The sequence below is a fragment of the Streptomyces sp. NBC_00435 genome, assembly GCF_036014235.1.
Classification (GTDB): Bacteria; Actinomycetota; Actinomycetes; order Streptomycetales; family Streptomycetaceae; genus Streptomyces.
Genome location: NZ_CP107924.1, coordinates 1485167 through 1509478 on the forward strand (window position 1 = coordinate 1485167; position 24312 = coordinate 1509478).

22 protein-coding genes, 1 pseudogene and 1 riboswitch are annotated in these 24312 nt (G+C 71.8%); of the genes and pseudogenes, 8 read left to right on the forward strand and 15 right to left on the reverse strand.

Annotated features, from left to right (window positions below; all coding sequences use genetic code 11):
• Window positions 1-12 precede the first annotated feature (12 nt).
• Genes OG389_RS06720 through OG389_RS06730 form a run of 3 tightly spaced genes read left to right on the forward strand, consistent with a single transcriptional unit; the run spans window position 13 to window position 2638 of the window.
• Window positions 13-720 carry a DUF6230 family protein gene (locus OG389_RS06720; protein ID WP_328297545.1) on the forward strand — a complete coding sequence of 236 codons (708 nt, stop codon included), beginning with the start codon at window positions 13-15 and terminating at the stop codon, window positions 718-720.
• Window positions 711-1697 (forward strand): DUF6114 domain-containing protein, encoded by a 987-nt coding sequence (locus OG389_RS06725; RefSeq protein ID WP_328297546.1) that lies wholly within the window; start codon window positions 711-713, stop codon window positions 1695-1697. The genes OG389_RS06720 and OG389_RS06725 overlap by 10 nt, the downstream gene beginning before the upstream one ends.
• A complete protein-coding gene (locus OG389_RS06730) occupies window positions 1694-2638 on the forward strand; it encodes a hypothetical protein (protein WP_328297547.1) in 945 nt (314 codons plus the stop codon). The genes OG389_RS06725 and OG389_RS06730 overlap by 4 nt, the downstream gene beginning before the upstream one ends.
• Here OG389_RS06730 and OG389_RS06735 read toward each other — a convergent pair.
• From OG389_RS06735 to OG389_RS06745, 3 genes are all read right to left on the reverse strand, one after another.
• Window positions 2613-2768, reverse strand: a complete 156-nt coding sequence (locus OG389_RS06735) for an SCO1431 family membrane protein (RefSeq protein ID WP_328297548.1) — start codon at window positions 2766-2768, stop codon at window positions 2613-2615. The two genes, OG389_RS06730 and OG389_RS06735, sit on opposite strands and share 26 nt — an antisense overlap.
• 119 nt (window positions 2769-2887) lie before the next feature.
• Window positions 2888-3310: an SPW repeat protein gene (locus OG389_RS06740; protein WP_328297549.1), complete on the reverse strand. Its 423-nt coding sequence runs from the start codon at window positions 3308-3310 to the stop codon at window positions 2888-2890.
• Window positions 3311-3413: 103 nt separating this feature from the next.
• Complete coding sequence (locus tag OG389_RS06745; protein ID WP_328297550.1) at window positions 3414-4859, reverse strand: peptidase C39 family protein; 1446 nt, start codon at window positions 4857-4859, stop codon at window positions 3414-3416.
• 174 nt (window positions 4860-5033) lie between these two features.
• Between OG389_RS06745 and OG389_RS06750 the strand changes: the two genes are divergently transcribed.
• Both OG389_RS06750 and OG389_RS06755 read left to right on the forward strand, forming a co-directional pair.
• Window positions 5034-5669, forward strand: a complete 636-nt coding sequence (locus tag OG389_RS06750; protein ID WP_328297551.1) for a uridine kinase family protein — start codon at window positions 5034-5036, stop codon at window positions 5667-5669.
• A gap of 399 nt (window positions 5670-6068) precedes the next feature.
• Window positions 6069-8018, forward strand: a complete 1950-nt coding sequence (locus tag OG389_RS06755; protein WP_328297552.1) for an AAA family ATPase — start codon at window positions 6069-6071, stop codon at window positions 8016-8018.
• Window positions 8019-8140: 122 nt separating this feature from the next.
• On the opposite strand, the gene OG389_RS06760 is transcribed toward OG389_RS06755, so the two are convergent.
• The 10 genes from OG389_RS06760 to ribD all read right to left on the reverse strand — a co-directional run bounded on the left by OG389_RS06760 (window position 8141) and on the right by ribD (window position 16822).
• A complete protein-coding gene (locus tag OG389_RS06760; protein ID WP_328297553.1) occupies window positions 8141-9184 on the reverse strand; it encodes a hemolysin family protein in 1044 nt (347 codons plus the stop codon).
• A complete protein-coding gene (locus OG389_RS06765) occupies window positions 9181-10557 on the reverse strand; it encodes a hemolysin family protein (protein ID WP_328297554.1) in 1377 nt (458 codons plus the stop codon). Before OG389_RS06765 ends, OG389_RS06760 begins: the two co-directional genes overlap by 4 nt.
• A 203-nt stretch (window positions 10558-10760) precedes the next feature.
• Entirely contained in the window at window positions 10761-11225 is a 465-nt protein-coding gene (locus OG389_RS06770; protein WP_328297555.1) for a PH domain-containing protein, read from the reverse strand.
• Window positions 11226-11300: 75 nt separating this feature from the next.
• The gene (hisG, locus tag OG389_RS06775) at window positions 11301-12149 is read right to left on the reverse strand and encodes an ATP phosphoribosyltransferase (RefSeq protein WP_328297556.1); all 849 of its coding nucleotides are present in this window, start codon (window positions 12147-12149) and stop codon (window positions 11301-11303) included.
• A 108-nt stretch (window positions 12150-12257) separates the two neighbouring features.
• Window positions 12258-12539 (reverse strand): phosphoribosyl-ATP diphosphatase, encoded by a 282-nt coding sequence (locus OG389_RS06780; protein ID WP_328297557.1) that lies wholly within the window; start codon window positions 12537-12539, stop codon window positions 12258-12260.
• A 35-nt stretch (window positions 12540-12574) separates the two neighbouring features.
• Window positions 12575-13060 (reverse strand): 6,7-dimethyl-8-ribityllumazine synthase, encoded by a 486-nt coding sequence (ribH, locus tag OG389_RS06785; protein ID WP_328297558.1) that lies wholly within the window; start codon window positions 13058-13060, stop codon window positions 12575-12577.
• A 71-nt stretch (window positions 13061-13131) separates the two neighbouring features.
• A complete protein-coding gene (locus OG389_RS06790; RefSeq protein WP_328297559.1) occupies window positions 13132-14436 on the reverse strand; it encodes a bifunctional 3,4-dihydroxy-2-butanone-4-phosphate synthase/GTP cyclohydrolase II in 1305 nt (434 codons plus the stop codon).
• Window positions 14433-15086, reverse strand: coding sequence for a nicotinamide mononucleotide transporter family protein (locus OG389_RS06795; RefSeq protein ID WP_328297560.1), 654 nt, complete (start codon window positions 15084-15086; stop codon window positions 14433-14435). Before OG389_RS06795 ends, OG389_RS06790 begins: the two co-directional genes overlap by 4 nt.
• Window positions 15083-15706 (reverse strand): riboflavin synthase, encoded by a 624-nt coding sequence (locus tag OG389_RS06800; protein WP_328297561.1) that lies wholly within the window; start codon window positions 15704-15706, stop codon window positions 15083-15085. The genes OG389_RS06795 and OG389_RS06800 overlap by 4 nt, the downstream gene beginning before the upstream one ends.
• Entirely contained in the window at window positions 15707-16822 is a 1116-nt protein-coding gene (gene ribD / locus OG389_RS06805) for a bifunctional diaminohydroxyphosphoribosylaminopyrimidine deaminase/5-amino-6-(5-phosphoribosylamino)uracil reductase RibD (RefSeq protein WP_328303567.1), read from the reverse strand.
• Window positions 16823-17072: 250 nt separating this feature from the next.
• A riboswitch (FMN riboswitch) is annotated at window positions 17073-17202 on the reverse strand.
• 335 nt (window positions 17203-17537) lie between these two features.
• Here ribD and OG389_RS06810 point away from each other — a divergent pair.
• From OG389_RS06810 to OG389_RS06820, 3 genes and pseudogenes are all read left to right on the forward strand, one after another.
• The gene (locus tag OG389_RS06810; protein ID WP_328297562.1) at window positions 17538-19982 is read left to right on the forward strand and encodes a chitinase C-terminal domain-containing protein; all 2445 of its coding nucleotides are present in this window, start codon (window positions 17538-17540) and stop codon (window positions 19980-19982) included.
• Between the two features lie 101 nt (window positions 19983-20083).
• Window positions 20084-20974, forward strand: a complete 891-nt coding sequence (locus OG389_RS06815; protein WP_328297563.1) for an RNA polymerase sigma-70 factor — start codon at window positions 20084-20086, stop codon at window positions 20972-20974.
• A gap of 102 nt (window positions 20975-21076) precedes the next feature.
• Window positions 21077-21334 (forward strand): annotated as a pseudogene (locus tag OG389_RS06820) (nucleoside-diphosphate sugar epimerase); the annotation flags it as partial.
• Between the two features lie 173 nt (window positions 21335-21507).
• On the opposite strand, the gene OG389_RS06825 reads toward OG389_RS06820, so the two are convergent.
• Together OG389_RS06825 and OG389_RS06830 are read right to left on the reverse strand one after the other, a co-directional pair.
• The gene (locus OG389_RS06825; protein WP_328296399.1) at window positions 21508-22692 is read right to left on the reverse strand and encodes an IS701 family transposase; all 1185 of its coding nucleotides are present in this window, start codon (window positions 22690-22692) and stop codon (window positions 21508-21510) included.
• 53 nt (window positions 22693-22745) lie between these two features.
• Window positions 22746-24173: a S41 family peptidase gene (locus OG389_RS06830; protein ID WP_328297564.1), complete on the reverse strand. Its 1428-nt coding sequence runs from the start codon at window positions 24171-24173 to the stop codon at window positions 22746-22748.
• Window positions 24174-24312: the final 139 nt, after the last annotated feature.

Genomic DNA, 24312 nt, shown 5'->3' on the forward strand with positions numbered 1-24312 from the left:
AACTGCCACAGGATGCCCGAAGTATGGCAGACCCGTGTGCACCCCCCTTTGCACTCCCCCTGCGCACCGGACGACGTACGGGAGGACCACATCATGGGCAACGGCACGACGAGTACGACGAGAAGGACGCCCGAGGGCCGGGTCAACTGGAAGAAGGCGGCCGCCGCCGCGATGCCCGCGGTCGTCGCGGTCGGGGCGATGGCCATGGTCATGGCGCAGGGCGCGCTCGCCGCCTCCTTCGCCGTCTCGGGCACCAGCTTCCAGGTCTCCTCGTCCAAGCTGAGCAGCAAGGGCCTGTCCTCCTACGTGCAGACGGACCGCTCCGTCGACGGCAAGGGGCACCCGGTCGCGCTGCTCGGCATCGGCGAGGCCACCCTCACGGACATCTGCCAGGCCGCCGAGGTGGACACCCCGGTGGGCAAGGTGATCTTCAAACTGACCGCGGGCGGCCCGGCCGGCGAGGTCACCGCCAGCAGTCTCGTCATCGACGGCGAGGACCTGGCCGGCGACGCCGTCTTCGGGACGGCCCAGATCGGCCGCGACGCCTCCACCCTCGACGAGGTCGGCGGGGTCACGGGCGAGGCCGGCAAGTTCGGTCTGCAGGCCGGGAACATCGAGGTCGTGGACGTGAGGTCGCACGCCTGGTCGGCGACCGGGGGCAACTTCCACCTCAAGGGCCTGAAGCTCAACGTCAGCCTGGACGGCGAGAAGTGCTTCTAGGACCCCGCGGGTCCGCCGGGCCGGGACGCGGGTGGCTGGAGCGACGGCTCCCGCTGCCCGGTCCCCGACGGCGGCTGCGGGCCTGGCGCCGCACCCGCCCCTTCTGGGGCGGGCTGCTGGTGATCCTGGGCGGCACCGAGCTGCTGCTGGTCCCGCTCTCCCCGCTCACCGTGCTGGTCAGCCTGGGCCTCGGCGGGATCGCCGCGATCGGCATCGGTCTCGCACTGATCGTTGCGGGCGCCTTCCTGTGGTTCCTCCCACAGACCCGGGCGTACGTCTCCGTCCACGCGCTGCTGCTGTCCGTCCTGTCCTTCGTGGCGACCAACCTCGGCGGCTTCCTCCTCGGCATGCTCCTCGGCATCGCCGGCAGTGCGCTGGCCTTCGGCTGGACCCCGCTGCCCGGTCCGGAGGCGGGCGGGGAGGGGCCCCTGGGGTACCCCCGGGCGAGATCCGGGGGAGTACCGAGCCTGGACGGGAGCGGGCCGCGCACGCTGGCCGCCGCGCTCCCCGTGGTACTGCTCGCCTCGCTGGTGGCGGGTGCTCCCGGGGCGAAGGCGGCCCGGGCGGCGCCGATGGCCGCGCGCACTCCCCCGACCGTGACCACCTCGCTCTTCGCACCGCAGGGCTTCGCCTTCGCGGGCGTCACCCAGGTGCCCACGGTGGACGGCCCGCTGAAGGTGCTGGTGCTGCGCATGCGCGCGGCCACGCTCACCGACTACCGACTGCGCACCCGTGACGGCACGGACGAGTACGGGCTGGCCGCCAGGAAGCTCGACCTGAGCGGCGACGTCACCTTGTACCTGACGAGGTTCAGCGGCTGCATCGAGGGGCTGCTGTGCGTCACCTTCAGCCCGGACGGGCTGCCCGCTCCCCCGGTCATCCCGCCGTTCGTGTTCATGACCCAGGTCAGCGCGGAACAGGCGCTCGTGACCTCCGACGTGATCGAGACCGACGGACTGCGGCTGGAGGCCTCGTGATCCCCGTACAGGCCGCGCCCCTGTGGGCGTACGGCATCGGCGCGACCTTCGCGGTGGCCGCCGGACGCCAGCTGCAGTGGTGGGAGCGGTCGGTCCGGGGCGAGGGGGTCCGCACGAGGAGCCGCGCGGCCAATCCGTACATGGCGCTCACTCTGCTCTACGCGGCGCTGCTGCCCGCCCCGACCGGGGTGTACCTGCTCTGGCAGAACCCGGCCTGGGCGACGATGCACGTGGCCCGCGACCACGACGGGGTCTGGGCCGGCTTCGCCCTCTTCTACGTGGCCTCGGTGGTCGTCGGCACGCTGCTCGGGTTCCTGGCGGCGCGGCTGTGCGTCCTGGTCGGAGCCGGGTACTGGGGCTACCTCCAGGCAGTGGCCGGGTACTTCCTGCTGTTCCTCACCCTGATCCACGGGTGGGACGGCACGGGGTACGAGCGGCTGCTGAGCGCCGATCCGCGGGCCTTCGCCGGCTGGTCCGCGGACGGCGCGGCCGGCGACTCGGTGGTCAACCACTGCCTGGCCTTCGCGACCTCCGGGACCTTCCTGGCCGTGCTGATCTTCGGTACGGCCGTCATCGGCACGATGCTGCTGGTCGAGATCGGCTGGCTGGTGGAGGGCTGGCGGCTGCCGGGTGCGGCGGCGGACCTCAGGGTGCCCGGGGTGGTCGCGGTGGCGATCGCCGGGGCGGGGGTCCACGCGCTGCCGTTCGCGGGGGCGCTGGGTGCGAGCGTCCTGGTACGGCTGCTGGGGTGGTGGCTCGGCGGCGCGGTGTTCGCCGTGCTGGCCGGGGCGGTGCTGCTGCCCGGAGGCTCACCCGTGCGCAGGCTGTACGCACTGGTCGGGATTCCGGACGGGCACTGGCGGGTCGAGCCGGAACCGGAACCGGGCCCGCCGGAAGGCCGGGCGCCGGCAGGGGCTAGAAGAACCAGCCCACCTGCGTGACGAACATGGCCACGACCACGACCAGGGTCCAGCCGAGCACGTGCTCCAGCCAGGAGGAGTCTTCCCCGGGGCCGCCGGTGCGGACCAGGTTGCGGGCACGGGAGGTCAGGGCGGCGCTGTGTGCGGTCATGCCCTCCAATGTGACAGCGGGGGCGGCACTCGCGGTAGAGACGATGGTCACTGGTGGCATGTCTCACGCCCCCGGCCGTCCGATGACGGGCCGGGGGCGTGAGAGGTGTCGGCGCCGGGTCAGGTGGCGCGTTCGCGGCCCGCCATTGCCGCCATGGCCAGGGCGAGGCAGAGGGCGACGGCGCCCGTGATGACGTTGTTCAGCACGGTGCGGGTCGTGTCGACGCTGCCGGCGATGACCCAGGGCGCGACGATCGTCCAAGCCGCCAGGCCGACCGCCGTCCACGCCATCGCGTGGGTGCGCTCGTAGGCGGATCCGAGTCCGCCCATGCACAGGCAGTACGCCAGGCCGGCGATCAGGTTGTTGATGGCCAGCGCGCTGAGGCCGCTGAATCCGGCGATCCACGGCGAGGCCGCCAGGTACAGGCCCGTGAGGAGGGCCAGCGCCTCGACGGCCTGGGCGCGCGGGGTGCTGGTGACGCGCTCGAACCGCGTGCGCATCTCGGCGAGGTCGGGGTGGTGTTCGATGGGGTGGGTGGTCATGGCGGGCCGCCTCCTACTGAAGCGTGAAGCCTTTATGTCGCCTTTATGCCCTTATGGTCCGCTTGTCATGCATCTCGGTCAACGGGAACTTTCGCGGGGACCCTCACAGCACGCCGACCGCCCGCAGCGCGCGGATCTGGGCGGCGCTCGGCCGGATCGGTCCGTAGAGGTAGCAGACTCCACCGGTACCGGAGACGACCTTGCCCACCGCGTTGTGGCGCTTGGTGCGCAACCAGTTGTTCTCGAACTGCAGGCGCTGGTAGACGCGGCGCACGGCCGTGTTGTCGGCCGAGTTCGGGTCGTTGGCGATCACGTCTCCGGACGCGGTGAAGCCGATGACGGTCATCAGGTGGCCGGCCGTGCCGTAGCCCGCGCCCGTGAGCTCCTCGGCCCTGAAGGACTGCGAGGTGATGACCGGGACGCCGGCCCGGACCAGGGTCTCCAGGTCGGCGAGGGAGCAGAGCCGGGTGACGACCCCGGCCATCTGCCGGTAGGTGGCGGCGTAGGCGGCGTTGAAGGGCCAGTTGCCGCAGCCCTTGTACGCGGCGTCGTAGGTGGAGCGGGCGGCGTGACAGACCTGCGGGTCGGCGTAGCCCTTCTTGACCCAGGCCAGGGACTTGGCGCTGGCCGTACGACCCCAGAACTCGATGATCATCTGGGAGGAGGTGGGGCTGCACCAGGCCTCGCCGCCGTTGTCGTACTCGGGGTACTGGCCGGCGTGCGTCTCCTGCGAGTACCTCGGCACCTTCAGCTCGTGGGCCACGGCGGAGGCGGCGGACACGGGGACGGCGGAGGCGGGGACGCCGAACCGGTCCGGCACGTCCGAGGCCATGGCGCCGGCCAGCCACACCGTCGGCCCGCGCTGGGCACCGGGCTTGCGGTACAGGGTCAGGCGCAGCCGCCAGTCCTTGATCCGCAGCCCGCTCGCGGGGGCGTCCACGGCCAGGGTGTCGGTCCAGACGGTGGACTTGCCGTCGGTCTGGCCGTCCACCGAGGTGCGGCGGATGTCTCCGTCGCCCGAGGCCCAGCGGCCCATCACGTACCAGGGGGTGGCCGTGCCGTCGGTGTACGTGCCGCGCAGCTCGGTCTGGATCCAGGTGCCGCCGGGGGTACGGGCGTTCCAGGAGGCGATGGCCTCGGTGGCGGGCACGGTGGAGGCGTGCACCGGGGAGGTCCAGGTGGCGTACTCCCAGGTGCTCTTCTTCCCGGTGTGCGGGTCGGCGTACTCGGTGCGGCCCGCCGCGGTCTTGATCTCCAGGCCCGGACGGGCGCCTCCGATGGCGGTGGTGCCCTGGTGGAGGCCTGCGCTCCAGTGGGCGTACGAGTACCAGAACCGGTTGTCCACCGTCCTACGGGCGGCCGCCGACGGGGTGGGGACCGGGAGCTCGGCGGTGGGGGCCGGGACGGGCGCGGGGGGCGGGGCCGCGCCGGCCGGGGTCGCGGGCTCCGGTCCGGCCCCGGCCGCGGAGGCACGGCCGCCGGGGACGGTGGCGGCGGCCGCCGCGAGGACTACGGCCAGCAGGGCCCGGCGGGGTGTGGGTGCGGTCATCGGCGTGGCCCCCAGGGGTCGGTGCGGTGGGTGACTCCCCACCCTTCCAGTTCCCGGATGCGGGGCGGCGAAGCCGGAGGGCCGTGTCGGGGTGACGCCACCGCCCGGGCCCCAGGGGATCCGGCAAGAGCCCGGGCTTCGGGGGCGCGGGGCCGGAGGCAATACGCTGGGCCGGTGGAAACCCAGCCGTCACTTCAGGCCCTCGCGCGCGAGCTCGCCGCCCTGCCGCCCTCGCTCGGGCCGGTGCGGGTCATCGGAGTGGACGGGCACGCCGGTTCCGGGAAGAGCACCTTCGCGGAGGTGCTCGCCGAGGCGCTGGGGGATGCTCCCGTCCTGCATCTGGACGATGTGGCCACCCACGAGGAGCTGTTCGCCTGGGAGGCGCGGCTGCGCGCGCAGGTGCTGGAGCCGCTCGCCGCGGGACGGCCCGCGCACTGGGCCCCGTACGACTGGGTCGAGCGGCGGTTCGGCGCGGGGCGGGTGCTGGAGCCGGCTCCGATGCTGCTCCTGGAGGGGGTCGGCGCCGGGCGGCGCGCGCTGCGCCCGCACCTGGCGCGGCTGCTGTGGATGGAGACGCCGCGTGTGATGTCCTGGGGGCGCGGACGAAACCGGGACGGGCGTGAACTTTCCGACTTCTGGGACGGATGGGAGCGCGCGGAGCTCGCGCACTTCTCGGATGACCCTTCACGCCCCTTCGCGGACACCCTGGTGCGGCAGAGCGGTACGGGATACGAGTGGACTTCCGGGACGGATGAGAGCGCAGCCACCGCCACTTTCGCCACCGAGGGTAACGAAGCCCCCCAGGCCTGACGGACCCCGTAAATCCGTCCCCGGCGGGCCTTCCCCGGTCGCTTGACCCGGGGGCCGGGACGGCCGTACGTTCTGAATGAGCGGCCTCACAGGCCGCCACAGACGCGGAGCCCCCGATCGTTCCCCCGTGATCGGGGGCTCCGTTCTGCCTCCGCTCCCCCCGCGATCCCCGCCCGGACGGCCTCCGCGACGGCGCCGTACGGGGGGCGCGGCCGCCAAATCCTCACCCTGCGTCACCACTGGCCACCCGGGTGTCCACCCGACGCGTCTTCACCGCACCCTGGGTAAGGTGCGTAACCGCAGGTACGATGCACCCCTGATTTCATCAGCGCAGGGACAACTCGCGTGCTTGTCGCGGGGGTTGCCCCGCACCACGGGGGCAGGCTTGTGGGGGACGTGATGGATTTCGCCGCGGTGGGCAGCGCACACGCCCCGGCCGAACTCGCTTGGCTGCGAGGAGTGGACGCCTGCACGATGGGCGCCTACCCGCAGGCCGAGGAGGAGTTCCGCACGGCCGTACGACTCGATCCGGCGATGGCCGACGCCTGGCTGGGCCTGCACGCGCTCCGCGTCGACACCACCAACGCGTTACTGCGCATGTACGCCCACCGGGACCGTTTCGGGGAACAGCGGGCCCGCCACCGGCGGACGCTGAACTCCTGGTACTGGCTGGGCTGGTGGGTGCAGCCCGTCCTGGAGAGCCGGCGCGACCTGCTCCTCGCGCACGCCTCCCACTGGCTGGACGGGCGCCACGTGCCCGAGCTGGACCAGGCGCTGGCCGCCCTGCCGCCGGTGGACACCGATCCGCAGGTCCGCTTCCTGCACGCCTGCCGGGCGTACCTGGTCAAGGACTGGGAGCAGCTGGTCCGGCACACCGAGTCCCTGGTCGACGATCCGCTGCTGGGCATCGAGGCGGGCCTGTTCGGCGGGATGGCCCGGGTCCGGCTGGAGATGTACGGGCAGGCCGAGCCGCTGCTGTCGGCCTCGCTGATGCGCTGCCGCAGCGAGCAGCCGCAGCGCAAGGAGCTGCGGTACTGGCTGGCCCGGGCGCACGAGGGGACCGGGCGCAGCGCGGCGGCGCTGCCGCTGTACCGGGCGGTGCACCGGGTGGACCCGGCGTTCATGGACACCGCGGCGCGGCTGACGGCGATCGAGGACAGCGAGGACGCCGACGGCCTGGCCGGGTACGCGGGCAACGGCGGCCACGAGGCCTTCGGCGGACACACCCCGTCCCCGTCGGGCGGGGACTTCGCGGCGGTGGCCCTGGGCGGTGGCGGTCCGGTCCAGGACATCGCGGCGGACGGGCAGGCGGAGCCGGACCCGCTGACGGCGGCCGAACCGCCGGAGCCGCGGCACGGCCCGGGGGTACCGGGGTCCGGCGCGGGTCTGCCGGCCGGCGTGCGGCGCAAGGCCTCGCTGCCCTCGCAGCCGGGACCGGCGGGTCTGCCGGCCGGGCCGGCAGATCCGGCGGCGCTGGCCGAGGCCCTCGCGGAGCTGGAGCGGATGGTGGGCCTGGAACCGGTCAAACGGCAGGTGAAGGCGCTCTCCGCGCAGCTGCACATGGCCAGGCTGCGGACGGGGCAGGGCCTGCCGGTGCAGCCGCCCAAGCGGCATTTCGTCTTCTCCGGGCCGTCGGGCACGGGCAAGACCACGGTGGCGCGGATCCTGGGACGGGTCTTCTACGCGCTGGGCCTGCTCGGCGGCGACCATCTGGTGGAGGCCGGGCGGGCGGACCTGGTCGGTGAGTTCCTCGGGCAGACCGCCGTGAAGGCGAACGAGCTGATCGACTCGGCGATCGGCGGGGTGCTGTTCGTGGACGAGGCCTACAGCCTCTCCAACTCGGGCTACAGCAAGGGCGACGCGTACGGGGACGAGGCCCTGCAGGTGCTGCTGAAGCGGGCCGAGGACAACCGCGACCACCTGGTGGTGATCCTCGCGGGCTACCCGGCGGGGATGGACCGCCTGCTCGCCACCAATCCGGGGCTGTCCTCGCGGTTCACCACCCGGGTGGACTTCCCCAGCTACCGGCCGCTGGAACTCACCTCGATCGGTGGGGTGCTGGCGGACGCGAACGGGGACCGGTGGGACGAGGAGGCACTGGAGGAACTGCGGAGCATCAGCGGGCACGTGGTGGAGCAGGGCTGGATCGACGAGCTGGGCAACGGCCGCTTCCTGCGGACCCTGTACGAGAAGAGCTGCGCGTACCGGGACCTTCGGCTGGCCGGCTTCGCCGGTGATCCCTCGCGGGACGACCTCGCCACGCTTCGGCTGCCCGACCTGATGCAGGCGTACGGGGAGGTCCTGTCGGGCCGGGGCCCCCAGGAACGGCCCGAGCCGCCGCCGCTGTAGTCCGCGGCGCGGGGCCGTCCCCTGCCCGCCCTTCCACCGTGCCCCGGGTCCGAGGCGGAGCCCCAGGGAACGGTGGAGGGCGGGCAGGGGACTCTGCCGCGCAGGGTCCCCTGTCCCGGCGCCTACGCGCTGCGCGCGTACCCCCGGTGGGCCGGGTCGCGGACCTCGCCCACCAGGGTCTCCAGTACGTCCTCCATGGCGACGAGGCCGAGCACCCGGCCGGACGGGTCCGCCACCTGCGCCAGATGGGTGGCGTCGCGGCGCATGACCGTCAGGGCGTCGTCCAGCGGCAGCGTGGAGCAGACGGTGGTCATCCGGCGCCAGACCCGCTGCGGAACGGCACGTTCCCGCTCCTCCAGGTCCAGTACGTCCTTCACGTGCAGGTAGCCCATGAAGGCGCCGCTGTCCGCGCGGACGGGGAAGCGGGAGTACCCGGTGCGGACCGTGAGCTGCTCGATCTGGCGCGGGGTAACGGCGGGGCCGACCGTCACCAGCCGGTCCGGGGCGAGGAGGACGTCGGTGACCGGGCGGCTGCCCAGCTCCAGTGCGTCCTCCAGTCGCTCCTGCTCGACCGGCTCCAGGAGGCCGGCCTGACGGGAGTCCTGGAGCAGCCGGCCGAGCTGGGCGGAGGTGTAGACGGCCTCGACCTCGGCCTTGGGCTCCACCTTGAAGAGCCTCAGGACCAGCGTGGCGCAGGCTCCCAGGGCCATGGTGACCGGTCCGCAGACGCGGGCGAAGGCGACCAGGCCGGGGCTGAACCACAGGGCGGTCTTCTCGGGGGCGGCCATGGCGAGGTTCTTGGGGACCATCTCGCCGATGACCAGGTGCAGGAAGACCACGGCGGCCAGCGCGAACGCGTAGCCGAGCGGGTGGATCAGGCCTTCGGGCACGTGGGCGGCGTGGAAGACGGGCTCCAGCAGCCGGGCCACGGTCGGTTCGGCGACCGCGCCGAGGGTGAGCGAGCACATGGTGATGCCGAACTGCGCGGCGGCCATCATGCGCGGCAGGTTCTCCAGCCCGTGGAGGACCTGGCGGGCCCGCTTGGAGCCGGCCGCCAGGGGCTCGATCTGGCTCCGGCGGACGGAGACGAGCGCGAACTCGGCACCGACGAAGAAGCCGTTGGCCAGGACGAGGAGCAGGGCGAAGAGGAGTTGGAGCGCGTTCACCGGCCACCCACCGATTCCAGCTCGGCCGGGGCGGGGACGTATCCGAGCGTGCCGGCGCCCGCGGGCGCGGTGCGCACGAGGCGGACCCGTTCGGCGCGGTAGCGGCGGACCTGGCGGACCGACAGCTTCCAGCCGGGCAGTTCGGCGCGGTCCCCGGGTGCGGGGATGCGGCCGAGCAGGTCGGCGACGAGCCCGGCGACGGTCTCGTACGGGCCTTCGGGGACCTCCAGGCCTATCCGGCGCAGGGTCTGGACGCGGCAGCTGCCGTCGGCCTCCCAGGAGGGACGGCCGTCCTCGGCGGGTACGGGGGCCAGTTCGGGGCTGCGGTCCTCCGCGAGGTCGTGCTCGTCGCGGACCTCGCCGACGAGCTCCTCCACGATGTCCTCGAGGGTGACGACGCCGGCGGTGCCGCCGTACTCGTCGACCACCACGGCCATGGGCTGTTCGCTGCGCAGCCGTTCCAGCAGTGGCTGCACCGGCAGGGAGCCGGGGACGAGCAGCGGGGCCATGCAGATCCCGCTGACGCTGGTGCGGGCGCGCTCGGCCTCGGGCACGGCGAGGGCGTCCTTGAGGTGGACCACGCCGGTGATCTCGTCGATGCGCTCGCGGTAGACCGGGAAGCGTGACAGGCCCGTGGCCCGGGTCAGGTTGAGCACGTCGGCCGCGGTGGCCGTGTGCTGGAGTGCGCTGACCCTGACCCGGGGGGTCATGACCAGCTGGGCCGTGAGCTCGCCCAGCGACAGGGTCCGTACGAAGAGGTCCGCGGTGTCCTGTTCCAGGGCGCCGGCCTGGGCCGAATGGCGGACCAGGGAGACCAGCTCGCCCGGGGTGCGGGCGGAGGCCATCTCCTCGGTGGGCTCCACGCCCAGCGCCCGTACGAGCCGGTTGGCCACGGCGTTGAGGGCCGCGATCACCGGCCGGAAGGCCCGGGAGAAGGACTGCTGCGGGCCGGCGACGAAGCGGGCCACCTGGAGCGGCCGCGAGACGGCCCAGTTCTTCGGGACGAGCTCGCCGACGACCATCTGGACGGCGGAGGCGAGCAGCATGCCGATGACGACGGCCACACCGGGTACGGCGCCCTTGGGAAGGCCGGTCGCTCCGAGCGGCCCGGCCAGCAGGGCGGCGAGGGCGGGCTCGGCGAGCATGCCGACCACGAGGGAGGTGATGGTGATGCCGAGTTGGGTGCCGGAGAGCTGGAAGGACAGCTCCCGCAGGGCTTCGACCACCGTGCGGGCACGGCGGTCACCTTCGGCCGCGGCACGTTCGGCCTCGGGTCTCTCCACGGTGACGAGGCCGAATTCGGCCGCCACGAAGAAACCGTTGGCGAGGATCAGGGCGAAAGCCGCCAGGAGCAGGAGTAGCGGGATGGTCATGCCGCCGCCTCCGGGGGGAGGGCGGCGCGTGTACTACCGGACGATCCGTCCATTGCTGGAGGGAGTCACTCCTCAGGTCGATGGTGCCCACGGGCCACGGGGTCCCGGGGCGGGTGGGAGGGCGCGCGCGTGCGCGCCCCGCCCACCAGGGTAGTCATTGAGATCGCCGCCGCAATGGGACGCAGCGACGAGGTCGGTCGGGCTCAGTCGTTCTTCGAGCCGGTGCCGTGTGCCTCGGCGAGGGCGCGCAGGGCGCGGGCGTCGGCGATCGCCTGGGCCTTGGCCACGCCCGGCTGGATGCCGAGGGCGGGCAGGCTGGTGCCGTCGTTCAGGTCGAGGAAGACCCACGCGTCGCCGGGGCGGAGGTTGACGCGCAGGATCTGCGCCCATTCCAGGCGTCGGGTGGTGGTGAGGTTGACGACCGTGACGCCGGTCTCGTCCGCGACCACCTTGGGGCGGCTGAGCAGGACGAGGACGGAGGAGAGCAGGGCCGCGGTGAAGACGAAGCTGACCCGCTCACCGGGGTGCAGGGTGTCGAGGAGCAGCGCGATCGCCGTGATGGTGGCGAACATGGCGGCGCCCACGCCCAGCAGGACGGCCCGGGTGCGGGTCGGCCGGAAGGTGACCGGCAGGGCGGGCGGTGCGGGCTGGGCGGTGGCGTCGGCCATGTCGTCAGGTGCCTTCGGTGGTGCCGGATGGCGGTGTGCGGCTGATCGGGGTCGGGCGGCGGATCGGGCCGCGCGTCAGAGGCGGCAGGCGTGGATCGAGGTGGTGAGGATCGCCCGGGCGCCGAGCTCGTACAGGTCGTCCATGATCCGCTGGGCTTCCTTGGCGGGGACCATGGCGCGGACGGCGACCCAGCCCTCGTTGTGCAGCGGGGAGACGGTCGGCGACTCCAGGCCCGGGGTGAGGGCGACCGCGCGCTCGAGGTGCTCCGCGCGGCAGTCGTAGTCCATCATCACGTAGCTGCGGGCGACCAGGACGCCCTGGAGGCGGCGCAGGAACTGCTGGGCCCGCGGGTCCTCGGGGTCGGTGCCGTTGCCGCGGATGACGACGGCCTCGGAGGTCATGATCGGTTCGCCGATGACCTCCAGGCCGGCGTTGCGCAGGCTGGTGCCGGTCTCGACGACGTCCGCGATGATCTGGGCGACGCCGAGCTGGATGGCGGTCTCGACCGCGCCGTCGAGGTGGACGACGGAGGCCTCGATGCCCTTCTCGGCGAGGTGCTGGGCCACGATTCCCTCGTACGAGGTCGCGATGGTCATCCCGTGGAAGTCCTCGGGGCCCTTCGCGGTACCGGGGATGGTGGCGTAGCGGAAGGTGGAGCGGCCGAAGTTCAGCGGCAGGATCTCCTCGGCGCTGGCGCCGGAGTCGAGCAGCAGGTCGCGGCCGGTGATGCCGATGTCGAGCTTGCCGGAGGACACGTAGATCGCGATGTCCTTGGGGCGGAGGTAGAAGAACTCCACCTCGTTGTCGGGGTCGACGACCACGAGCTCCTTGGACTCCTTGCGCATCCGGTAGCCGGCCTCATGGAGCATCGCCGACGCCGGTCCGGAGAGTGAACCCTTGTTGGGGACGGCGATGCGCAGCATGGGGCTTCCTTTGGTGCGTAGGTGCGAAAGGGTGTGCTGGTACAGGTACGCGTGACGGCGCGCGGACGCCCCGGCAGGGTGTGCCGGGGCCCGCGGACATGCTCCGGCCTAGAGGTGGGCGTAGACGTCGTCGAGGGAGATCCCGCGCGCCACCATCATCACCTGGACGTGGTAGAGCAGCTGCGAGATCTCCTCGGCGGCGGCTTCCTTGCCCTCGTACTCGGCGGCCATCCAGACCTCGGCGGCCTCCTCGACGACCTTCTTGCCGATCGCATGGACGCCCTTGGCGACGAGCTCGGCGGTACGGGAGGTGCTGGGGTCGCCGTTGGCGGCCTTGAGCTGGAGCTCGGTGAAGAGCTCTTCGAAGCTCTTGAGGGGTTTGTTCGCCATGATGGTCCTCAGAATACGGGGTGCGCGGCCGTCGACTAGCGCCAGGGTTCGCTGACTGTCCGCAGCGTCATGGCGGTGGAGACGGCGGCGGTGACCGCTTCGTGCCCCTTGTCCTCGTTCGACCCCTCGAGTCCGGCGCGGTCCAGCGCCTGCTCGTCGTTGTCGCAGGTCAGTACGCCGAAGCCGACGGGGACTCCGGTGTCGATCGACACCTGCACCAGGCCCTGGGTGACGCCCTGGCAGACGTAGTCGAAGTGCGGGGTGCCGCCGCGGATGACCACACCGAGGGCGACGATGGCATCGTAACCGCGACCGGCCAGTACCTTCGCCACGACCGGGAGCTCGAAGCTGCCCGGGACGCGCAGCACGGTGGGTTCGTCGATCCCCAGCTCGTGCAGGGCCCGCAGGGCGCCGTCCACCAGGCCGTCCATGACCTTCTCGTGCCACTGGGCCGCGATCACGGCGACTCGCAGGTCTCCGCAGTTCTTCACGGTCAGTTCGGGTGCGCCCTTGCCGCTCACAGCTCTGCTCCTAGGTTTCTTCGGTACGTGGTTGCTGTCGGGTGAAAAGGTGGAGGTGCGGGTGGGGTCGGCTACTGGTTGCCGCAGGCGGACGTGGTCACGACCGCGTCCAGCCAGGGCAGGTCGTGGCCCATCCGGTCCCGCTTGGTGCGCAGGTAGCGCAGGTTGTGCTCGCCCGCCTCCATGGGCATCGGCTCCCGGTCGGAAACCTTGATGCCGTGGCTCACGAGGGCCGCCGACTTCTCGGGGTTGTTGGTCAGCAGCCGGACGCTGTGGACGCCGAGGTCGGCGAGCATCTGCGCGCCGGCCCCGTAGTCGCGGGCGTCGGCGGGCAGGCCCAGCTCCAGGTTGGCGTCGAGGGTGTCGCGGCCGAGCTCCTGGAGCTCGTACGCGCGCAGCTTGGACAGCAGTCCGATGCCGCGACCCTCGTGGCCGCGCAGGTAGACGATCACACCGCGGCCGGCCGCCTGGACGCGCTCCATGGCGGCGTGCAGCTGGGGGCCGCAGTCGCAGCGCTGCGACTGGAAGATGTCTCCGGTCAGGCATTCGGAGTGCATCCGGACCAGGACGTCCTCGCCGTCCCCGATCTCGCCGTGGACGAGGGCGACGTGCTCGACGCCGTCGGCGGTGGAGCGGTAGCCGTACGCGGTGAAGTGGCCGAAGGCGGTCGGCAGGTTGACCTTGGCCTCGCGGCGCACGGTCGGCTCGGCGGAGCGTCGGTAGGCGATCAGGTCCTCGATCGAGATGATCGTCAGTCCGTGCTTGCGGGCGAAGGGGATCAGCTCGGGCAGGCGCAGCATGACGCCGTCCTCGCCGGCGATCTCCACGATGGCACCGGCCGGACGCAGGCCCGCGAGGCGGGCGAGGTCCACGGCCGCCTCGGTGTGACCGTTGCGGACCAGGACGCCGCCGGGCTTGGCGCGCAGCGGGAAGACGTGCCCGGGGCGGACGAAGTCGCCGGGGCCCGAGACTCCGTCGGCCAGCAGCCGCAGGGTGGTGGCGCGGTCGGCGGCCGAGATGCCGGTGGTGACGCCGTGGGCGGCGCTCGCGTCGACGGAGACGGTGAAGGCGGTCTGCATCGACTCGGTGTTCTGCTGGACCATCTGCGGGAGTTCGAGCCGCTCCAGCTCGTCGCCCTCCAGCGGGGCGCAGATCAGGCCGCGGCACTCGCTCATCATGAACGCGATGATCTCGGGGGTGGCCATCTCGGCGGCGATGACGAGGTCGCCCTCGTTCTCGCGGTCCTCGTCGTCCACCACGACGACGGGCCGGCCGGCCGCGATGTCGCGGATGGCCTGCTCGACGGGGTCGAGCCGGAAGGTCTCCTCGCGCTCGATGTCGGGCACGGGCTTCAGGACGGGGTTCGGGGAGGTCATGCCGTTGCTCCTTCCAGAGCCGGGGCGGGAGTGGTGCGCGAGCGCTGGTACCAGTCGTAGGCGCCCCAGAGGACGAGGGCGAAGTACACGACGTAGACGAGGCCGGAGAAGGCCAGTCCGCTGTTGAAGGCGAGGGGTACGCCGACGAGGTCGACGAGGAGCCAGGCGAACCAGAACTCGACCAGGCCGCGGGCCTGGGCGACCATCGCGACGATGGTGCCGACGAAGATGTAGGCGTCGGCCCACGGGCTCCACGACAGGCTCGGGAAGAGGGTGAACAGTCCGCCGACGGCCAGGGTCCCGGCGGCCGCGCCGGCCAGGAGCAGGCCGCGCTCCTTCCAGGTGGCGGTGCGGACGGCGATGGAGCCGTCCTGGGCGTCCCGCTTGCCGCGCTGCCAGGCGCGCCAGCCCCATACGGCCACGCCGATGACGAGGAGCTGCTTGCCGACGCCGCCGGCGAGGTGGGCGGAGGCGTAGGCGCCGACGAGGATCAGGCCGGACAGGAGCTGGGCGGGCCAGGTCCATATGGAACGCCGCCAGCCGAGGGCGAGGGCGCCCAGGCCGATCAGGTTGCCGATCATGTCGGACCAGATGACCTTCTGGTCGAAGACCTCGAAGGCCTCGGTGTTGAGCCAGGTCAGGGCGCTCACTTCGACTCCCCCGTCGCGTGCAGCGGGTCGACGCCGGCGGCGAGCAGCCGCTCGACGTACTTGGCGAGGACGTCCACTTCGAGGTTGACCGGGTCGCCGGGCTCCTTGATGCCGAGCGTGGTCAGCGCGAGGGTGGTGGGGATGAGGCTGATGGTGAACCAGTCGGCCGCCGCCTCGACCACGGTGAGGCTGACGCCGTCGACGGTGATGGAGCCCTTCTCCACGACGTAGCGGGAGAGGTTCGCGGGCAGTGCGACCTTGACGATCTCCCAGTGCTCCGAGGGGGTGCGGGAGACGATCTCGCCCGTACCGTCCACGTGGCCCTGGACCAGGTGGCCGCCGAGGCGTCCGCCCAGCTCCATCGGGCGCTCCAGGTTGACCCGGGAGCCCTTGGTGAGGGCGCCGAGGCTGGATCGGTTCAGGGTCTCCTGCATGACGTCGGCGGTGAACTCGCCCTCGGCGGTCTCCACGACGGTCAGGCAGACGCCGTTGACCGCGATGGAGTCCCCGTGCTTGGCGCCCTCGGTGACGACGGGACCGCGCAGACGGAAGCGGGAGGCCTCGGCGAGCTCCTCGACGGCGGTGACTTCGCCCAGTTCTTCGACGATTCCGGTGAACACTCAGTGCTCCTTGAGGGCGGTGTGGGAGGTCAGGACGGTGGGGACGGACGGCACCGCGGGTACGGCGGTGACGCGGATGTCGGTGCCGATGCGGACGGTCTCGGTGATCCGGAGCCGGAGCGCTTCGGTGAGGGTGGCGATGCCGGCGTCGGCCAGGGCGTTCGGGCCGGCGCCGAGAAGTACGGGGGCGAGGTAGCCGACGACCTTGTCGACCACTCCCGCGGCGACGAAGGCCCCGGCCAGGGTCGGGCCGCCCTCGAGGAGTACGGAGCGGACCCCGCGCCGGTGGAGTTCGGCGAGCAGGGCGTCCACGGAGATCCCGTACTTGTCGTACGGGAGCCGGGCCAGCTCCACTCCGGCGAGGTGCCGGGTGGCCGTGTCCTCGAGGTTCTCGGCCACGACGACCAGGGTGGGCGCGGCGTCGTCCAGGACCCGGGCGGTGGGCCGGATGGTGGCGTGGGTGTCGAGGACCACGCGCAGCGGCTGCCCGCTGCCGGCGACCCCGTCCGGTCCGCGCACCGCGAGGTGCGGGTCGTCGGCGTGCAGGGTTCCGGAGCCGACGACGACGGCGTCGGCCTCGGCGCGCAGCCGGTGGACGTCGGCACGCGATTCGGGACAGCTGATCCAGCGGCTGGTGCCGTCGGCGGCGGCGACCCGGCCGTCCAGGGTCGCGGCGTACTTCCACAGGATGTACGGGCGCCCGAGCCGTACGGAGGTCAGCCAGGCGGCGTTGCCCTCTTCGGCCTCCGCGGCCAGCAGTCCGGCCTCGGTGGCGATCCCGGCGGCGCGCAGAGTCGCGGCGCCGCCGCTGGCCTGCGGGTTCGGGTCGGATACGGCGTAGACCACACGGGTGACGCCGGCCTCGACGAGTGCCTGCGCGCAGGGGCCCGTACGGCCGGTGTGGTTGCAGGGTTCGAGGGTGACGTAGGCGGTGGCGCCGCGGGCCGCGGGGCCCGCCGCCCGCAGGGCGTGGACCTCGGCGTGCGGGCCGCCGGCCCGCTCGTGCCAGCCCTCGCCCACGACGGTGCCGGCGGCGTCGGTGAGCACGCATCCGACGACCGGGTTGGGGCTGGTGGAGCCGGCGCCGCGGGCGGCGAGCTCGATGGCACGCGCCATGGCGGATGCGTCGCGGGCGCCCTGGCCGTCCGTATCACGGACGGGGGTGCCGCTGTCGTGCGCGTCGGCGTGTGTCGCCACCGGGTCCTCCTGCCTCATCGGGCACGGACTCCGGGGCCTGTCGGGATACGACAGATGAAGCGGGTAGCACACACGGGGACGCCGGGGCCGGAAAACGCGGTCCACTGGAGGCATCTCCCGAGGGATGTGCCTGTGAACCGCCGACGGCGGCGTACCGGTGACTGGCCCGCCGCGCACTGCCTCCCATCCGGACTTTAACCGTCGGTCCAGGAATTTCACCTGGTCAACCGGCCGCTGGCTGCGGACGGGTCGCGGACTATACCGCCGGTTCGGAATTACACCGACCCCGGAGTGCGCTGCTACTGGTACTGAAGCCAGTGTGCCACGGGTGATCGGGAGCCATGCGGGTGAGTCAATGTGGCCTGGGTCACACATTCGGTCACTCTCAGGCGTCACGGTTGCACCGTTCGGCGCATTCACCCCGGAGCCGCGCCCGATCCGCGCCGGACCCCCCGTCCGGCCTTGCCGGATCGCGCACTTTGGTCCAGACCTATTGACGGGTTGGTCTAGTCCTCTTAACGTTCCCTTCATCTTCCCCGGGAGACAGCCCGCCAGATGTGCGCACGTCACGGGCCAACACGCACCACCTATCAGCCTGTTGTGTCCTGCCATCCTCCCCTCCCCAGGAGGCACAATGCTGTCCCCCACACGGATGCGGGCCATGCTCCTGACGTCCGGCGCCGCAATCGCCGGTCTGTTGGTCGCGGGCCTCTCGGCGGGCGTCTCGCACGCCGCCGACAACGAGTCCTGTCGCCCCGACGGTCTGTACAAGACCCCGGGCGTCGACGTCCCGTACTGCTCGGTCTACGACACCGAGGGCCGCGAGAAGATGGGCGCCGACCACCAGCGCCGGGTCATCGGCTACTTCACCGGCTGGCGCACGGGCAAGGACGGCACCCCCGCCTACCTGCCCGGCAACATCCCGTGGTCCAAGGTCACCCACCTGAACTACGCCTTCGCCCACGTCGACGGCAACAACAAGATCTCGGTCGGCAACGACAACGCGAACAACTCCGCCACCGGGATGACCTGGCCGGGTGTCGCGGGTGCCGAGATGGATCCGGCCCTCCCCTACAAGGGCAATTTCAACCTGCTGAACAAATTCAAGAAGCAGTACCCGAACGTCAAGACGCTGATCTCGGTCGGCGGCTGGGCGGAGACCGGCGGCTACTTCGGCGACGACGGCAACCGCGTCGCCTCCGGCGGCTTCTACTCGATGGCCACCAACGCCGACGGTTCGGTCAACCAGGCCGGCATCGACACCTTCGCGGACTCCTCGGTCGAGTTCATCCGCAAGTACGGTTTCAACGGCGTCGACATCGACTACGAGTACCCGACCACCATGAAGGACGCGGGCAACCCGCTGGACTGGCAGCTGTCCAACGCGCGCCGCGCCGGTCTGGTCAAGGGCTACGCGGCCCTGATGAAGTCACTGCGCGAGAAGCTCGACCGCGCGGGCAGCGCCGACGGCAAGCACTACCTGCTCTCGGTCGCCGCCCCCTCCTCCGGCTACCTGCTGCGGGGCATGGAGACGTTCCAGATGCAGAAGTACCTGGACTACGTCAACGTCATGTCCTACGACCTGCACGGCGCCTGGAACGAGTACGTCGGCCCGAACGCCTCGCTCTTCGACGACGGCAAGGACGGCGAACTCGCCGCGGCCGGCGTCTACTCCACCTCCCAGTACGGCGGCATCGGCTACCTGAACTCGGACTGGGCCTACCACTACTTCCGCGGCTCCATGCCGGCCGGCCGCATCAACATGGGCCTGCCGTACTACACCCGCGGCTTCAAGAACGTGCAGGGCGGCACCGACGGCCTGTGGGGCAAGGCCCCGGCCACCAACTGCCCCGCCGGCGCCGGTCTGACCAAGTGCGGTGACGGCGCGGTCGGCATCGACAACCTGTGGCACGACCTCGACACCAACGGCGTCGAGGCCCCGGCCGGGTCCAACCCGATGTGGCACGCGAAGAACCTGGAGAAGGGGGTCGTCGGCGACTACGTCACCAAGTACGGCTTCCCGGCGAACACCACGCTGACCGGCACCTACGTCCGCAAGTACGACTCCACCCTGGTGGCGCCGTGGCTGTGGAACGCCCAGAAGAAGGTCTTCCTCTCCACCGAGGACGAGCAGTCCGTCAACGCCAAGGCCGACTGGGTGGTCAACAAGGGCATCGGCGGCACGATGGTCTGGGAGCTGGCCGGCGACTACTCGTACAACGCGGCCAAGGGCCAGTACGAGGTCGGTGACACGCTGACGACGGCGATGTACGACAAGTTCAAGTCGGCCGCCCCGTACGGCGCCAAGCGCGCCACCATCACCATGCCGACCGAGGCGATCAAGGTCGACGCCGAGTTCGGCGCCTTCCCGCTCGGCGACTCCAACTACCCCATCAGCCCGAAGCTGACGATCACCAACAACACCGCGGCGACCCTGCCCGGCGGTACGGAGTTCCAGTTCGACTACTCCTCCTCGGCGCCGAGCAACGCCAAGGACCAGTCCGGCTGGAACACCACGATCATCCGCAGCGACCACACGGGCAACAACGTGGGCGGCCTCAAGGGCGACTACAACCGGGTCTCGCTGAAGCTTCCGGCCTGGCAGACGTTGGCCCCGGGCGCCTCGGTCCAGCTGGACTTCGTCTACTACCTGCCGACCTCGACCCCGTCCAACTGGACGGTGACCTTCGGCGGGAAGACGTACGGCATCGCCGGCGACCTGGCCCGCGGTACGACGGTGGTGGAGCCGGGCGGCGCGACGCAGCCACCGACGACCCCGCCGACGACTCCCCCGACCACCCCGCCGACCACGCCTCCCACCACCCCTCCGACGACTCCCCCGACCACCCCGCCGACCACGCCTCCCACCACCCCTCCGACGACTCCCCCGACGACGCCTCCGACCACGCCTCCGGGCGGCACCTGCGCCAACCCGGCGTACGTCGCGGGCAACGTGTACACGGGCGGGACGGTCGTCTCCCACAAGGGCCACAACTGGAAGGCCCAGTGGTGGACGCAGAACGAGGAGCCCGGCACCACCGGTGAATGGGGCGTCTGGAAGGACCAGGGCGCCTGCTGACACCCCTCGGGTGACCCCGTGGGCGAGGAGTTGTGAGGACCCGGTGGCCCGGCGGCCACCGGGTCCTCGCGTCCGTCCGGGGAGCTTCGTAGGATGGCCGGATGATCACGCAGAGCCCCGCCCCGGCCGCGGACTTCGAGGCGCACCGGCCGCGGATGTTCGGCCTCGCCTACCGCATGCTCGGTTCCGCCGCGGAGGCCGAGGACATCGTGCAGGACGCCTACCTGCGCTGGAGCTCCGCCGCCGACCGCGAAGGCATCGAGCACCTGGGCGCGTGGCTCGCCAAGGTCGTCACCCGTCTGTGCCTCAACCGCCTCACCTCGGCCAGGGCCCGGCGCGAGGAGTACGTCGGCCCGTGGCTGCCGGAACCGGTCCTGACCGGGGACGGGACCCTGGGGCCGCTGGACTCGGCGGAACAGCGCGACAGCGTGTCCATGGCGCTGCTGGTGCTGCTGGAACGGCTCTCGCCGGTGGAGCGGGCGGTGTACGTGCTGCGCGAGGCCTTCGCGTACGGCCACCGGGAGATCGCCGGACTGCTCGACCTCTCGGAGGCCAACTGCCGTCAGCTCTACCGGCGGGCGGCCGGCCGGCTCGCGGCGCCCGAACGGCGCTTCGAACCGGACCCGGCGCGGTTGCGGAGCCTGGTGGAGAGCTTCCTCGCGGCGGCGCGGAGCGGGGACCTGGCCCGCCTGGAGGGGGCACTGACCGCCGACGTCCAGTACGTGTCCGACGGCGGAGGCGTGGTCAACGCGGCGCGGCGGCCGATCGAGGGCCGGGGCAACGTGGCGCGCTTCGTCCTGGGGGCGCTGCGCAAGTACGTGGCGGACGTGCCGGTCTCCCTGACGGAGGTCAACGGGGCTCCCGCGCTGGTCTTCGGCGGCACGGCGGTGCTGGTGGTGGAATTCGCGCGGGACGGGCGGGTCGCCGGGCTGCGGTCGGTGGTGAATCCGGAGAAGCTGGAATTCCTCCTGCGCCAGCTGTCACATTCCTGAGGGCTGTCCGGTCCCAGCTGGTGAACGCATCCACCGAGGGAAGGAACGGACACCATGAGCACCATCCTCGTCACCGGAGGCACCGGCACCCTGGGCAGGCTCGTGGTGGACCGGCTGGCGGAACTGGCGGCGGGCCGGCCCGCCGGACGGGTGGAGGACATGGGCGGGCCGCAGGTGCTGGGCTTCGAGGAAGCGGCCCGCGCGTACCTGGCGGTGGTGGGGCGGCGCCGGCGGATCGTCCCGGTCCCGCTCCCGGGAAGGACGTACGCGGCGTTCAGGCGGGGCGGCCACCTGACCCCGGCGCACGCCGTGGGCCGGGGCACCTTCGCCGAGTTCCTCGCGCGGCAGACGGGAGTTTGACGACAGACCCTAGTACTGCAACGGTGTTTGCTGTGATGGTTTGTTGGCTTCTGGCGGTGTGTGACCGCGTCGTTTGTAGTGGCTGACACGTGCCTGGAACTGCCGTCGCCGTCGCCAGTGTGACCAGTGCAGGACGTGGTCGATGCTCGCGCGGGGCCGGGTAAGCCGACTGATCAGACGTCGGAGTTCGGGCAGGGTGAGGGGTATGAGCTGGGAGGATCCGTTTCTGCTTTCCCGGTATCCAGTGCTCGGCCGCGCAGGACGGTGAGGCAGACGTGGGCGGCCATGGCCAAGGTCATGTGGCGGTGCCAGCCGTCGTAGCGGCGGACCTGGTAGTCGTCCAGGCCGCACTCCTGTTTCGCGGTCTGGAAGCATTCCTCGACCGCCCACCGGCTTCCCGCGACGCGGATCAGCTCGTCCAGAGTGGTCTCGGCCGGGCAGTAGGCGATGTAGTAGGAGATCTCCTCGGGCCGACGAATGCTGCGGCGGGCGATCACCCAGTGCCGGCGGTCCTCGCGGTGCCAGGGCCGGACCTCCACCCTGGCCCAGTCGTAGACCCTCGGGCCGTGGGCCCCATTGCCGCAGGAACGACGCTTCCACTTCTGACGGGGCAGACCGGGAAACAGGTCGTGAACAGGATGGTCCATGGCCCAGCGGGAGACGACGGTGTCGTGGCGGGTGGTGGCCATGACGTGGAAGACATCCGCCCGCTCCAACTCCGTGCGCCAGCCTTTGGAGAAGCCGTAGGCCGCGTCCGCGGTCACCCACCGGAAAGGAATCTTCTCGGCGATCGCCCGGCGGACCATGGCCTTGGCCATCACCACCTTCGTCTCGAAGCCGACCGAGTCATCGATGCCGGCGGCCCGGCACCGGTCGCGGTCATCCGTCCATGACGTGGGCAGATACAGGCGGCGGTCGATCAGGGTGCGGCCACGGCTGCCGGCATAGGCGAGGAACACCCCGATCTGGGAGTTCTCCGTCCGGCCGGCGGTCCCGGAGTACTGGCGCTGGACCCCGGCCGAGCGGACGCCCTTCTTCAGGAACCCGGTGTCGTCGACGATCAGCACCGCATCCGGATCGCCGAGATGCTCGACGACGTAGTCACGGACGTCGTCCAGGACCTCGTCCGCGTTCCAGTCGATCCGGTTCAGCAGCCGGTGGATCCGGTCCGGACCGGCATGCCCGGCCTCCTCGGCAAGCGTCCACCCGTTCTTCCGCTCCAGCGGAGCTATCAGCCCCCGCATATAGGCAAGAGCCGACTCACGCGGCTCCGACCTCGAGAAACGGTGCACGAACCGCTCATGCAAAGCCTTCAGTTCACCAGCCCACAACCGGGCATCCCCAAGTTCCCCACCCATGACCTGACCAACGACCGACCTGCCCAACCGTCACAGCAAACACCGTTGCAGTACTAGGGCCGGAGGCGGCGGAGGGCGGCGGTGAAGGCGGAGTCACGGTGGGCGTCGAACTCCTCCTCGGTGAAGACCGGGGTGGTGTGGTCGACCGGGATGCCGGGGCCGTCGAAGGTCTTCCCGGTGCGGGTCAGGAACTGCTCGTTGGGCAGGCCCAGCTCCCAGCCGTTGGGGAGGGTGCGGCCGAGGACGTCGGAGAAGACTCCCTGCGTCGGCTGCCCGATGCGCACCGTCCGGCCGGGGCGCTCCAGTAGGGCCTGGGTGAAGGTCTCGCCCGCGCTCACGGTGGATCCGCCGGTCAGTACGGCGATCGGGCCGGTGTAGCGGGGGGCCCGCGCGGGCTGGACGTACAGGGACTGCGGCCGGGTGAACCGGGTCGCGTCGGCCGGGTCGTTGCGCACGCGCTTGGCGTAGGCGAAGTACGGGCGGTCGGTCAGGCGGGCGGCCAGGCGCAGGCCGAGCTCGTCGGAGCCGCCGCCGTTGATCCGCAGGTCGATGACCAGTCCGTGCAGGCGGGCGGTGCGTCCGGCCGTGAAGACGGTGTCCAGGGCGCGGTCGAGCTCGGCGCTCTCGGAGGCGAAGTCCCCGCTCGGGGTGTAGCCGCCGAAGCCGGAGAGCCGCAGGTAGCCGCGGCCGTCGGGGAGGTCGGCGTAGGAGATCCGGCCCTGGGCGAACTCCTGCGGCGCGTGTCCGGCGAGATCCACCTCCTGGATGTACGCCTTGACGCGGTTCTCGAGTTCCAGGGTGGGGACGGTGGTGCCCGGGCGGCCTTCGCCGAAGAACCGGTCGCCGTCGTCGCGCAGGTGGACGTGCGCGTCGTGCAGGGGGGCGAGCATCTCCCGGAAGACGGCGAAGAGTTCGTCCTCGGTGGTGCCGGAGCCGACGCGTGGGCGGTGGGTCTCGCGTACGGCGTTCCAGTCGACGCCCTTGGCGGCGAAGAAGGGGTAGTTCTCAGCGAAGGTCTGCCAGAACACGTCGAAGGTGGCGACCGGGTCGGCGGCCGGGCCGGGTTCCGGGGCCTCGCGGCAGCGTTCGGGGAGGGCGGTCAGGCGGCGGGTCGCGCGGTCACCGACGGAGCCGTCGACGTGGACGGACCCGGGGCGCACGGTGAGGACCTCGCCGTCCCCGGTGACGTAGCGCAAGGCGGCGCTCCCGCTGCCGGGGAGGCGCCGCGCGCTCTCGCCGGGCAGGCAGCCGATCCCGGTGACCTGGTACTCCTGGAGCCGGCCGGGCTCCACGCCCAGTACGGTGCCGTAGCCGTCGAGCCGCCAGATCCCTACCGGCCCGGCGGGGCCGGCGGGCCCGGTGGCCGCCGCGGCGGGGCCGGCGGGCCCGGTGGCCGCCGCGGCGGGGCCGGCGGTGGTGACCGCGAGGGCGAGGGTCAGCGCCGTGGCCACCGTGCGTCGGCGCGTACGTGTACTGGTCATCGTGCTGTCCCCGTCCATCGGCTGAACTCCCCTGACCCGGACCAGGTTCCGGCACGGCAGGGGGCCGGGAACATCCGGCGGCCCACCCGGCCGGGGGTAGGGGAAACCCGCCCCCGCGCGGGGGCGGGGGCCGGCGGGG